The organism is Pseudomonas pudica, assembly GCF_015680405.1.
Classification (GTDB): Bacteria; Pseudomonadota; Gammaproteobacteria; order Pseudomonadales; family Pseudomonadaceae; genus Aquipseudomonas; species Aquipseudomonas pudica.
The window spans coordinates 47,799-59,874 of the sequence record NZ_JADLJS010000006.1; the positions used below are offsets into that span (position 1 = coordinate 47,799).

General features: G+C 64.3%; 13 protein-coding genes. 8 read left to right on the forward strand and 5 right to left on the reverse strand.

Annotated elements, in window-relative coordinates:
- Positions 1-67 precede the first annotated feature (67 nt).
- The 3 genes from IRZ77_RS06610 to IRZ77_RS06620 form a co-directional block, all read right to left on the reverse strand.
- Positions 68-1,429 carry a DUF3426 domain-containing protein gene (locus IRZ77_RS06610; RefSeq protein WP_196173150.1) on the reverse strand — a complete coding sequence of 454 codons (1,362 nt, stop codon included), beginning with the start codon at positions 1,427-1,429 and terminating at the stop codon, positions 68-70.
- 42 nt (positions 1,430-1,471) lie between these two features.
- Positions 1,472-2,350: a 50S ribosomal protein L11 methyltransferase gene (prmA, locus tag IRZ77_RS06615; protein WP_085599661.1), complete on the reverse strand. Its 879-nt coding sequence runs from the start codon at positions 2,348-2,350 to the stop codon at positions 1,472-1,474.
- Between the two features lie 220 nt (positions 2,351-2,570).
- Positions 2,571-3,026 (reverse strand): MaoC family dehydratase, encoded by a 456-nt coding sequence (locus IRZ77_RS06620; protein WP_196173152.1) that lies wholly within the window; start codon positions 3,024-3,026, stop codon positions 2,571-2,573.
- A 144-nt stretch (positions 3,027-3,170) separates the two neighbouring features.
- Between IRZ77_RS06620 and IRZ77_RS06625 the strand changes: the two genes are divergently transcribed.
- From IRZ77_RS06625 to IRZ77_RS06635, 3 genes are read left to right on the forward strand one after another with little or no spacing between them, the layout of a single operon-like run.
- The gene (locus tag IRZ77_RS06625; protein ID WP_196173154.1) at positions 3,171-3,533 is read left to right on the forward strand and encodes a CidA/LrgA family protein; all 363 of its coding nucleotides are present in this window, start codon (positions 3,171-3,173) and stop codon (positions 3,531-3,533) included.
- A complete protein-coding gene (locus tag IRZ77_RS06630) occupies positions 3,530-4,246 on the forward strand; it encodes an LrgB family protein (protein ID WP_046613231.1) in 717 nt (238 codons plus the stop codon). Before IRZ77_RS06625 ends, IRZ77_RS06630 begins: the two co-directional genes overlap by 4 nt.
- 9 nt (positions 4,247-4,255) lie before the next feature.
- The gene (locus tag IRZ77_RS06635) at positions 4,256-4,846 is read left to right on the forward strand and encodes an LON peptidase substrate-binding domain-containing protein (RefSeq protein ID WP_039613550.1); all 591 of its coding nucleotides are present in this window, start codon (positions 4,256-4,258) and stop codon (positions 4,844-4,846) included.
- Positions 4,847-4,957: 111 nt separating this feature from the next.
- Here IRZ77_RS06635 and IRZ77_RS06640 read toward each other — a convergent pair whose 3' ends face one another.
- Together IRZ77_RS06640 and IRZ77_RS06645 are read right to left on the reverse strand one after the other, a co-directional pair.
- The gene (locus IRZ77_RS06640; RefSeq protein WP_085599657.1) at positions 4,958-6,274 is read right to left on the reverse strand and encodes a bifunctional DedA family/phosphatase PAP2 family protein; all 1,317 of its coding nucleotides are present in this window, start codon (positions 6,272-6,274) and stop codon (positions 4,958-4,960) included.
- Between the two features lie 3 nt (positions 6,275-6,277).
- Complete coding sequence (locus IRZ77_RS06645) at positions 6,278-6,946, reverse strand: DNA-3-methyladenine glycosylase (RefSeq protein ID WP_046613229.1); 669 nt, start codon at positions 6,944-6,946, stop codon at positions 6,278-6,280.
- A 330-nt stretch (positions 6,947-7,276) separates the two neighbouring features.
- On the opposite strand from IRZ77_RS06645, the gene IRZ77_RS06650 reads away from it, so the two are divergent.
- Genes IRZ77_RS06650 through mrdA form a run of 5 tightly spaced genes read left to right on the forward strand, consistent with a single transcriptional unit; the run spans position 7,277 to position 12,056 of the window.
- Entirely contained in the window at positions 7,277-8,548 is a 1,272-nt protein-coding gene (locus IRZ77_RS06650) for a glutamate-5-semialdehyde dehydrogenase (RefSeq protein ID WP_085599653.1), read from the forward strand.
- Position 8,549: 1 nt separating this feature from the next.
- On the forward strand, positions 8,550-9,209 hold the full coding sequence (gene nadD, locus IRZ77_RS06655) for a nicotinate-nucleotide adenylyltransferase (protein WP_046613227.1): 660 nt from the start codon (positions 8,550-8,552) through the stop codon (positions 9,207-9,209).
- A 43-nt stretch (positions 9,210-9,252) separates the two neighbouring features.
- Positions 9,253-9,672 carry a ribosome silencing factor gene (rsfS, locus tag IRZ77_RS06660; protein ID WP_013974359.1) on the forward strand — a complete coding sequence of 140 codons (420 nt, stop codon included), beginning with the start codon at positions 9,253-9,255 and terminating at the stop codon, positions 9,670-9,672.
- Positions 9,673-9,682: 10 nt separating this feature from the next.
- Complete coding sequence (gene rlmH / locus IRZ77_RS06665) at positions 9,683-10,150, forward strand: 23S rRNA (pseudouridine(1915)-N(3))-methyltransferase RlmH (protein WP_003249722.1); 468 nt, start codon at positions 9,683-9,685, stop codon at positions 10,148-10,150.
- 16 nt (positions 10,151-10,166) lie between these two features.
- Positions 10,167-12,056 carry a penicillin-binding protein 2 gene (mrdA, locus tag IRZ77_RS06670; RefSeq protein ID WP_015271942.1) on the forward strand — a complete coding sequence of 630 codons (1,890 nt, stop codon included), beginning with the start codon at positions 10,167-10,169 and terminating at the stop codon, positions 12,054-12,056.
- The last annotated feature ends 20 nt before the right edge of the window (positions 12,057-12,076 follow it).

Here is a 12,076-nt window from a genome sequence, read left to right on the forward strand (position 1 = left end):
GGCGGCGCGATGGACGGCACGGGCTTCGCCCGTGTTCGCGGGCGCGCCCGCTCCCACAGGGTGGTGGCTATTCCGGCGAACGGAAGCTCAGGCTGTAATTGACGGCCTTAGGCCCCGGGTCGAGGATGTCCAGGGCGATGTGGATCGGAGTCTGGCTGGGCATTTCGCCGCGCCCGGCCAGTTCGCCGGACAGGTACTCGCTGGGCTTGAAGCGCCGGCTGGCGATCAGCTGGCCATTGAGGTCGGCGAAGCGCAGTTCCAGCAACGGGAACGGCTGGGCGAACGGCGCGCGGTTGTAGATGATCGCATCGACGATCAGTGCACCCTTGAAGTCCGGGTGGCTGCGTACCACCAGGTTGCTGCTCTTGATTCGGGCGATATCGACGCGGGTCGGCACTTGGCAACCGACCAACGGGCAAATTTGCTGGAAGAGTGGCCGGTACTGGTCCTGGCGGGCCATTTCCTCGAAGTGGAACCACACGTACTGGAACGCCAGCATGCCAGCGGCCAGCAGGGTCAGGAAGCCCCACAGCAGGCGCTTGCCCCAGTTGGGCGCGGGCTTTTCCCAGCCCAGTTGCAGCGGGTCGTCGACCACGTCGACCAGCGGCTCCTTGCGCGCCGGGCGCTCGGCTTTGCCGGCAAGGCCTGGTTCCAGGCGTTCGCCGGGCAGCGGCTCTACAGGCTCGTCATCGCGCGCCGACAGGTGCAGCTCCAGGGGCTCATCGTCGCGGGCGCTCAGGCCCTGTACCGGGGCTTCATCAACGCTGGCACGCAGTGGTTCGTTGAATTCGGTGCGGTCATCGATTTCGGCGGCACGGTGTACCGGTGGCTCGTCGTCGACGTCCAGGTCCAGGTTGCCGCCTAACGTCGGCTCGGTACGCTCGCCCGGCGCTGGCTCCAGGTCCAGCTCCAAGGGTTCCGGGTCCCGTAGCACGGGCGCGGTATCGATCGCCGGTTGCGGTTCGAACGGTTCTTCGTCAGCCGTACCGAACAGGTCGTTGGCATGTTCGTCCGGGTGCAGTTCGTCACGTCGGGCTTGCAGGCCGCCATCCTGGCTGGCCGGGCGAGCCGTGGCCGGTTGGCCGCGGCGCTCCAGGCGCTCCAGTTCCATGTCGAGGTCGAGCGCGTCCAGCGCCTGGTTGGTGAGCGCCCAGTCCTCGTCCGGGGTAGAGCCGGGCTCGCTGGCGACAGACTCGGGTGCGATCTCCGGTTCGACCGGCGGCTCCGCAGGGGCCGCAGGTATCGGCGCCGGCACCGCAGGTGCGCTGGTTCCGCTGGCGCGGTTCTGCTCCAGCAACTGTTTGGCGGCGTTGAACACCTGCAGGCATTGGCCGCAGCGCACTACGCCGCGGGCCACGCTCAACTGGTGATGGGTGACGCGAAAGCTGGTCTGGCAATGCGGGCACTGGGTGACGAAACTGTCGGTCATGCGGCAATCCGGGAGCTGTGCAGAAAAGTATTCTAGGCCCGCTTAACGGCGGCGGCCACTGATGCGCACCCAGCCGTCGCGCACGACGATCGGGTCCAGCTCGAAGTCGGCGGCATAGGCCGCAGCCACTTCGTCACCCTGCTCGGCGAGGATGCCCGACAGCGCCAGCAGGCCACCTGGGCGGACCAGGCCGGACAGTTGCGGTGCCAGCGACACCAGCGGGCCGGCGAGAATGTTGGCGACCAGCACATCGGCCTGCATGGCCGGCATGTGCTCGGGCAGGTACAGCGCCAGCTTTTCATCGGCGATGCCGTTGCGCTGGGCATTGTCGCGCGAAGCCTCGATGGCCTGCACGTCGATGTCGGTACCGACTGCTTCACGGGCGCCCAGCAGCAGCGCGGCGATGGCCAGAATGCCCGAGCCGCAGCCGAAGTCCAGCACCTGGGTGCCTTCGAGCTGCTGGCCGTCGAGCCATTCCAGGCATAGCGCGGTGGTCGGGTGGGTGCCGGTGCCGAACGCCAGGCCCGGGTCGAGCAGCAGGTTCACCGCGTCCTGTTCCGGGGCCTCGTGCCAGCTGGGCACGATCCACAGGCGACGGCCGAAGCGCATCGGCTGGAAGTTGTCCATCCAGCTGCGTTCCCAGTCCTGGTCCTCGATCACCTCGGCCTGGTGCTCGGGCAGCTCGGCGCCGGTCAGCAGGCGCAGGTGGGCGAATACCTGCTCAGGGTCGGCATCGGCCTCGAACAGGGCCAGCAGGTGGGTATGCGACCACAGCGGGGTGGTGTTGAGGTCTGGCTCGAAGATCGGTTGATCCTCGGCGTCCATGAACGTGACCGAGACGGCACCCACTTCGAGCAGGGCATCTTCGTAGGTTTCGGCTTGTTCCGGGCTGATGGCCAGGCGTACTTGCAGCCAGGGCATGGCGGGCACCTTTGGTAAATCGACAGGGGCAGCCCTAGGCTGCACGAAGGCTGGCAGTTTACGCGAGTGCGGGGATTTTGTGGATTGAATCGGGGGCTGCTGTGCAGCCCAATCGCCGGCAAGCCAGCTCCCACAGGGTTCGCGCAATTGTTGAGGCCTATGCAAATCCTGTGGGACCTGGCTTGCCGGCGATTAAGCCATCAGCCCGTTCATGGATGGTTCAGACGAAACACAGCGAAAGCGACTCAGCTATATAAGCAGGCTTCTCCTCACCGTCGATCTCCAGCGTGGCAATCGCCTTGAGCAACCATTGCCCCGGCCTCTTCTCCGTCACCTCGGCCAAATCCACCTTCAGTCGCACCTGACTGTCTACCTTGACCGGCTGGAGGAAGCGCACGCTGTCCAGTCCATAGTTCACCACCATTTTCAGCCCTTCCGGCAAGACCAGGATGTCCTCGATCAACTTGGGAATCAGCGACAACGTCAGGAAACCGTGGGCGATCGTGCTACCAAACGGGGTTTTCGCCGCCTTTTCCGGGTCAACATGGATGAACTGGAAGTCGCCGGTGGCTTCGGCAAACAGGTTGATGCGCTGCTGATCGATCTTCAGCCAGGCCGAGCGGCCCAGTTCCCTACCAACGTACTGCGAAAGCTCTGTAACCGGTACATGGGGCATCGCGGACTCTCCAGGTTGTCAGTTGGTACGAAAGTGCAAGATCAGCACGGCGAACCGTTTCAGTCAAGTTGCGCGCTTTTCGACGAATATCGGTATATGGCGGCCACGTGCTTATAATGGCGGTCATGCCCGAGGGAGATGCTTATGCTGTTGCGTGGTTTGACCTGGCTGGTGCTGTTCCAGCTGCTGGGAACGGCAATCAACCACCTGTTGGTGCCGTTTCTGCCGGGGCCGATCATCGGCCTGTTGCTGCTGTTGTTCTTCCTCATGGTCCGTGGTGAGGTGGGCAAGCCGCTGAACGACGCCGCCAGCAGCCTGCTGCGCTACCTGCCGCTGTTGCTGGTGCCACCAGCGGTGGGAGTCATGGTGTATGCCAAGGATATCGCTGCCGACTTCTGGGCCATTGCCGGTGCCTTGCTGATCTCCTGCTTGGTGACCCTGGTGTTTGTCGGCGTGTTGATGCAAAAGCTCATCCACCGCCAAGGCCGGCGCGAGGAGCAGCCATGATGTTCGACTGGCAAGGCGCACTGGATGCGGTTGTTCATCATCCCTTGTTCGGCATCGGCATCACGCTTGGGGCCTACCAGTTGGTACTGGCGGCCTACGAGAAGACCCGCTGGATCTTCCTGCAGCCGGTACTGGTGTCGATGCTGCTGGTGATTGGCGTGTTGCTAGTGTGTGGCATCGACTACAGCGAGTACCGCAAGAGCACCGAAATCATGAATATCCTGCTGGGGCCTGCCACCGTGGCCCTGGCCGTGCCGCTCTACCTCAACCTGCGGCGTATCCGGCAGCTGTTCTGGCCCACATTTACTACGCTGGTAATCGGAGGCCTGTTCGCCACGCTGTGCTGCCTGTTGCTGGGCTGGTGGTTCGGTGCCGAGCACATGATCCTGATGACCATGGCACCGAAGTCTGTGACCTCGCCAATCGCCATGCTGGTGGCCGAGCAGATTGGCGGCGTGGCGGCCCTGGCGGCGGTGTTCGTGCTGATTACCGGGGTGATCGGGGCAATTTTCGGCCCGGCGCTGCTGAGCCGTTTTGGCGTGCATAGCCCCGAGGCGCGCGGCATGTCTCTGGGCGTGACCGCGCACGCGGTGGGCACTTCGGTGGCCCTGCAGGAAAGTGACGAATGCGGCGCCTTTGCCGCGCTGGCGATGAGCCTGATGGGGGTGGCCACGGCGGTGTTCCTGCCGCTTGCGGTCAGCCTGGTGGCTTGAGGACTTGTGATGACGCTACCGCTGTTTCCCCTCAATACCGTGCTGTTTCCCGGTTGTTTCCTCGATTTGCAGATTTTCGAGGCGCGCTACCTGGACATGATCGGGCGCTGCATGAAGCGGGGCGAAGGTTTTGGAGTGGTGTGCATCCTCGAAGGCGAGCAGGTCGGCAAGGCGCCGCCGGTGGTTGCCTCGATCGGCTGCGAGGCGGTGATCCGTGACTTCGTGCAGCAGGATAACGGCTTGCTGGGTATCCGCGTCGAAGGTGTGCGGCGCTTCAATCTGGAAAGCACCGAGGTGCAGAAGGACCAGTTGCTGGTGGGGCAGGTGCAATGGCTGCCGGAGCAGGCGGACAGCCCGTTGCTAGAGGCGGACGAAGACCTGCTGGCGTTGCTGGTGGCCCTGGGTGAACACCCGATGGTCGAAGCCTTGGACATGCCGCGGCCTGTGGACGGGCGCCAGACGTTGGCCAACCAGTTGGCGTACCTGCTGCCGTTCATGGAAGAGGACAAGCTGGATCTGCTGACCCTCGACTCGCCGCAGGAGCGGTTGGGGGAAATCCAGAAGCTGCTGGAGCGGATTCAGGGTGAATTGTTTGCCTGATAGTGATGTGTTGGCAGTGCCGACCTCTTCGCGGCACAAGGCTGCTCCTACAGGCTGACGAGATCCCCGTAGGAGCAGCCTTGTGCTGCGAAGAGGCCGGTACAGGCGACATCAATATTGATACCGCAGCAAAGCCTGCGGCAGCGCATGCATGGCAAAGAACGCCAGCAATGCGACACATGCCGGCAACACCAGCCACCACACTCGCAGCGGCAAGGCCGGGAGGGTCTGGTGACGCTGCGCCAGTGCGAGGCTGAGCGCACACACACAGCATGCCAGCAAGGCCCCGGCGAGGATGTCGGTCGGCCAGTGCGCCCCCAGGTACACTCGTGACAGGGCAATCGCCAGCGCCGGAATGCAGCCCAGCATCACCCAGGTCAGGCGCATCCGCGGCGGTTGACCGCGACCGGCCAGCACCGCCATCACCAGAAAGAACGCAAATGACGCCGAACTGTGCCCGCTGGGCATGCTGTAGCTGGTCAGCGGGTCACTCAGCACTTCCGGGCGAGCCCGGGCGAACAGCCACTTCAGCGTGCCATTGGCAAACGCCGTACCCATCAGCGCGCCCGCAGCGAACATGGCATGCCGCCACTGCCGCGCTAGCAGCAGAAGGCCCGTCAGCAAGCCGCCGAGGAACAACTGGGTGCGGAAATCGCCCAGCCGGGTCACCAGCACCACGGTGCCATCGATGGCCTGGCTGCGGTGCTCCTGTACCAGCGTCATCACACCCTGGTCGAATTCGTGCAGGTAGGGCCAGCCGAGGAAAACTCCGGCCAACGCCAGGAAACTCATGCCGGCGATCAGCCGGGTGCCGTGGCGTTGATCGCGAATGCTGGTGTTCAGGCTCAGCCCGATGATGACTGCCAGGGTGCCGGCGATGATCCCTGCATCCAGCCAGAAGCCCTCCGGCAAGGGCAGGCGCATGGCAGCGCCGGTAGCCCAGCCGGGCAGCAGGTAGGCCACCGACCAGCCGGCACCGGCCACCAGGCTGACGGCGATGAAGCGCGGCAGTGGCATGTCGAACATGCCGGCGACCATCGGCAGCATTGGCCGCAACGGCCCGATGAAACGCCCTACCAACAGGCTGGCGATACCGTAGCGCTGAAAGTAGGCCTCGGCGCTGCCGATCCATTCCGGATGGTGGCGCAGCAGGGGCAGGCGGCGAATGTTCTGGTGGAAGTACTTGCCCACCGTGTACGACAAGGCATCACCTACCAGGCCTCCGAGAAAGCCCAGCAGCAGCGTTTCGCCCAGGCTGAAGGCGCCGCTGCCAGCCAGTACCGCGACCGCAAACAGCAGAACGGTGCCAGGCACGATGATGCCGGCAATGGCCAGGCACTCGATGCAGGCCACCAGGAAAATCGCCAGGCCAAGCCACTGCGGGTTGGCGCTGAGCCAGCCGGTCAGGCTGTCGAGCCATTGGCCCATGGTTCAGCTTCCTTGTTCGAGAATGAAGAAGTCCCGGCCTTCGACTTGGCCGCGACGTAACGGGTTCCGCGTGCAGAAACGGGCGTATTCGGCATCGACGAAGCGGTAGGGCAGGTGCTCGTCGCGGCCATGGGGGATGCCCAGGCGGGCGGCCTGGATCACCCGCGGCACGGTGATGCCGCAATCCTCCACGTACAGGCGCTCGGGGTCGAAACGCTGGGCGTCCCAGTGCGGCACCTTCAGGCCCAGGGCCCGGCACAGCAAGGTCTGGCCGGCGCACAGGCGCTCGGCCGGGCGGAGGTTGCCGCTGGCATCGGGGTTGTTCAGTTGCATCTGCGCCAGGCTGTTAGGGCCCGAGCGGGCGTCCTGCCAAGGATAGGCCGACTTGATCAGCACCGCGTTGCCCGGCCCATGGGCGCTGAAGTTCAGCGAGTCGCCACCGCGCGCGTAATACATATAGATGTGGCCGCCATCGAGGAACAGCGCCTTGCGCTTTTCGGTGTAGCCGAGCGAGGCGTGGCTGCCTTTGTCGGTGAGGTAGTAGGCCTCGGTTTCGATGATGCGCGCGGCCAGCCACAGGTCGCCTTGGCGATGGCGGATGACTTTGCCCAGCAAGGCCTTGGCCAGGGTCTGGGCATCACGGTCGAAAAAGCTGTCGGGCAAGGCTGGCATGCGGGCGGTTCGTGGTTGAGAAGGCTGGGATGATAGCAATGAATGGCTTAATCGAGGCTGAATCGAGTGGGATGTTGGCAGTTCCGGCCTCTTCGCGGTTAAACCCGCTTCCACAGATACCTCGGAGGTCCCAACCCTTGTGCAATCACTGTGTGAGCGGGTTTGTCCGCGAAAGGGCCACAACAGGAGATAGAAATTTCGATAAGCCCGGTTACATCTTTCCTACACAATGCCCCCAGCCATTTTCTACCATCCGCCACCCGCCGCTGGGCGTACACCTGCGCGCCAGTTATAATCAGCCGATTTCCCCTTCGCCAAGACACCGAACCCATGACTGAGTCCGTTCTTGACTATATGACCCGCCTGGGTCGCGCTGCCCGTGAGGCTTCACGGGTGATCGGCCGTGCCAGCACCGCGCAGAAGAATCGCGCCCTGCAAGCTGCCGCCGATGCGCTGGATGCCGCTCGTGCCGAGCTGACCGCTGCCAACGAGCTGGACCTGGCCGCCGGCCGCGCCAACGGCCTGGAACCGGCGCTGCTCGACCGTCTGGCGCTGACCCCGGCGCGTATCGACGGCATGATCACCGGCCTGCGCCAGGTGGCCAGCCTGCCGGACCCAGTCGGTGCCATCCGCGACATGAGCTACCGCCCATCCGGTATCCAGGTCGGCAAGATGCGCACGCCGCTGGGGGTGATCGGGATCATCTACGAATCGCGCCCGAACGTGACCATCGATGCCGCCAGCCTGTGCCTGAAGTCGGGTAACGCGACCATCCTGCGTGGCGGCTCCGAAGCCATCCACTCCAACCGCGCCATCGCCACCTGCATTCAGCGTGGCCTGGCCACCGCCGGCCTGCCGGCAGCCGTGGTGCAGGTGGTCGAGACTACCGACCGCGAAGCCGTGGGCGCGCTGATCAGCATGCCGGAATTCGTCGACGTCATCGTGCCTCGCGGTGGTCGTGGTCTGATCGAGCGCATCAGTCGCGATGCCCGAGTGCCAGTGATCAAGCACCTGGACGGTATCTGCCACGTCTACGTCAGCCAGCACGCCGATCTGGACAAGGCCTGGCGCGTGGCGTTCAACGCCAAGACCTACCGCTACGGCATCTGTGGCGCCATGGAAACGCTGCTGGTCGACAAGCAGGTGGCCGAGCGCTTCCTGCCGGAAATGGCCCGTCGCTTCCAGGAGAAGGGCGTCGAACTGCGTGGCTGCGAGCGCACCCGGGCGATCATCGACGCCAAGCCGGCCACCGAGGCCGACTGGCACACCGAATACCTGGACGCGATCCTGTCGATCCGTGTGGTCGACGGCCTGGACCAGGCCATCGAGCACATCAACCACTATGGCTCGCACCACACCGATTCGATCATCAGTGAACACCAGGGTGAAGCCCGCCAGTTCATGGCCGAAGTCGATTCGGCGTCGGTCATGCTCAATACCCCGACCTGCTTCGCCGACGGCTTCGAGTACGGCCTGGGTGCGGAAATCGGCATTTCCACCGACAAGCTGCATGCCCGTGGCCCAGTCGGCCTGGAAGGCCTGACCTGCGAGAAGTACGTCGTGATCGGCGACGGTCAGCTGCGTGGCCAGGAGTCCTGCTGAGTTGAGCAAGGCCCAGGCAGTCCGGCGCATCGGCATTCTTGGCGGTACCTTCGACCCCGTGCACATCGGCCACCTGCGCAGCGCGCTGGAAGTGGCCGAGTTCATGGGGCTGGACGAGCTGCGCCTGCTGCCCAACGCCCGGCCGCCACACCGCGACACCCCGCAGGTGGCCGCGCAGGATCGCCTGGCCATGGTGCAGAGCGCCGTGCAGGGCGTGCCTTGCCTGAGCGTGGATGCCCGCGAGCTGGCGCGCGACAAGCCGTCGTACACCATCGACACGCTGGAATCGATCCGTGCCGAACTGGCCACCGACGACCAGCTGTTCCTGGTGCTGGGCTGGGATGCCTTCTGTGGCCTGCCCGGCTGGCACCGCTGGGAAGAATTGCTGCAACACTGTCATATCCTGGTGCTGCAACGCCCGGATGCCGACGTAGAACCCCCTGACGAGCTGCGTAACCTGCTGGCTGCGCGCTCGGAGAGCGATCCCACCGCCATGTCCGGCCCGGCGGGAAACATTTCGTTCGTCTGGCAGACGCCGCTTGCGGTGTCGGCTACACAGATCCGACAGCTGCTGGCCAGCGGCAAATCGGTGAGGTTCCTGGTGCCGGACGCCGTACTGGCCTACATCGAGGCGCACGAACTGTATCGTGCACCTAACTGACGGTGCCTCTGGCGCCTCATCCAACGAGTTGAACGAGTTTTATATGACCAAGCAGAAAATCCACGGCGAAGAACTGGTCGCCCTGACCAAGGCAGCGCTGGAAGACGTCAAGGCCCAGGACATCCAGGTCATCGACGTACGAGAAAAGCACAGCCTGACCGACTACATGATCATTGCCACCGGTACTTCCAACCGCCAGATCAACGCGATGCTGGAAAAGGTCCGCGAAGCGGTCAAGGCCAAGGGTGCCCAGCCACTGGGTGAAGAAGGCAAAGGCGACAGCGACTGGGTGCTGCTGGACCTGAACGATGTCATCGTGCACATGATGACCGCCGCTGCCCGCCAGTTCTACGACCTGGAGCGCCTGTGGCAGGGTGCCGAGCAAAGCCGTGCAGCCGATGGCAAGCACCATAGCCCGGACCATGCCCACGAGTACTCCGACAAGCTCAAGGACCGGGAATAAGGAAAGCGCTGTGCGTCTGCGCCTGATCGCGGTCGGCTCGCGCATGCCGAAGTGGGTCGAGGAAGGCTGGCATGAATATGCCAAGCGCCTGCCTGCCGAGCTGTCGCTGGAGCTGGTGGAAATCCCGCTGAACACCCGAGGCAAGAATGCCGACGTTGCCCGCCTGATCCGTCAGGAGGGCGAGGCCATGCTGAGCAAGGTTCAGCCAGGGGAACGCATCGTCACCCTCGAGGTCCACGGCAAGCCCTGGAGTACCGAACAGCTGGCGACCGAGCTGGACCGCTGGCGCCTGGATGCGCGCACGGTGAATTTGATGGTGGGCGGCCCGGAAGGCCTGGCGCCCGAGGTCTGTGCGCGCGCCGAGCAACGCTGGTCGCTGTCGCCGCTGACCTTGCCGCACCCATTGGTAAGGATACTCATCGGCGAGCAGATCTACCGCGCCTGGACCGTGTTGTCCGGGCATCCTTACCATAAATGAGCCTGTAAGCAGTCCGATGTCGCAGCCGATCCGTCTCAAGGACCACGAGAAAGACGCCCGCCTGGTGCGCAACCGCGTCGTGGTCGGCGCAGTGGCGATCATGCTGCTCATTTGTGTGCTGATCGCGCGGCTGTACTACCTGCAGGTCATCCAGCACGACTACCACTCGACGCTGTCGGAGAACAACCGGGTGCATGTGCAGCCGATCCCGCCGACCCGCGGGCTGATCTTCGACCGCAACGGCGTGATCGTCGCCGACAACCGGCCCAGCTTCAGCCTGTCGATGACCCGAGAGCGTGCGGGTAACTGGCAGGAAGTGTTGGATACCATCGTCGAAGTGCTGGAACTGACGCCCGACGATCGCGCCTTGTTCGAGAAGCGCATGCGCCAGGGGCGCCGGCCGTTCGAGCCGGTGCCGATCCTGTTCGAGCTCAACGAAGAGCAGATCGCTCGCGTGGCAGTGAACCAGTTCCGCCTGCCGGGCGTGGAAGTGGTGGCCCAGTTGGTGCGCCATTACCCGCAGGGCGCGCACTTCGCCCATTCGGTGGGGTATGTGGGGCGGATCAACGAGAAAGAGCTGAAAACCCTCGACCCGGTGAACTACAGCGGTACCCATCACATCGGCAAGACCGGCATCGAACGCTTTTATGAAGCCGACCTGCATGGCCAGGTGGGCTACGAGGAAGTCGAGACCAACGCCCGTGGCCGCGTGCTGCGGGTGCTCAAGCGCACCGACCCGAAACCGGGCAAGGACATCGTGCTGAGCCTGGACATCAAGCTGCAGGAGGCCGCCGAGGCTGCCCTGGGGGGCCGGCGTGGTGCGGTGGTGGCGCTCGATCCGCGTACCGGCGAGGTGCTGGCGATGGTCAGCCAACCCAGCTTCGACCCCAACCTGTTCGTCACCGGCATCGGCTTCAAGGCGTATGCCGAACTGCGCGATTCGATCGACAGACCGCTGTTCAACCGCGTGCTGCGCGGCCTGTATCCGCCAGGCTCGACCATCAAGCCGGCGGTGGCAATCGCCGGCCTGGACAGCGGCGTGGTCAATGCCGGTAGCCGGGTGTTCGACCCGGGCTACTACCAGCTGCCCAACTACGACCACAAATACCGTAACTGGAACCGCTCGGGCGATGGCTGGGTCGACCTGGATACCGCGATCATGCGCTCCAACGATACCTACTTCTACGACCTTGCCCACAAGATGGGCATCGATCGGCTGTCCAGCTACATGAACAAGTTCGGCATCGGCCAGCGGGTTTCCCTCGACATGTTCGAGGAATCCGCCGGGCTGATGCCGTCGCGCGAATGGAAGCGCGCCACCCGCCGCCAGGCCTGGTTCCCCGGCGAAACCCTGATCCTCGGCATCGGCCAGGGTTACATGCAGGCCACGCCGCTGCAATTGGCCCAGGCCACTGCGCTGATCGCCAACAAGGGCGTGTGGAACCGTCCGCACCTGGCCAAGACCATCGAAGGCCAGCCGCCGGTGGACGACAACCCCATGGAAAACATCGTGCTGCGCGACAAGTCCGACTGGGCCAAGGTCACCCATGGCATGGAGCAGGTGATGCACAACGCCCGCGGTACCGCACGCAAGGCGGCCATCGGCTCGCAGTATCGCATTGCCGGCAAGAGCGGTACCGCCCAGGTGGTGGCGATCAAGCAGGGTGAGAAGTACGACCGCAACAAGCTTCAGGAGCGCCACCGCGACCACGCCCTGTTCGTCGCCTTCGCCCCCGCCGAGGACCCGAAGATCGTGGTTTCGGTGATGGTCGAGAACGGTGAGTCCGGTTCGGGCGTCGCCGCCCCGGTGGTACGCCAGGTGATGGACGCCTGGCTGCTCGACGAAAACGGCCGGCTCAAGCCCGAGTTCGCGCCTGCCACCGTTACCCAGGAATCAGCCCTGTGATGAACAATTTCGATCGCATG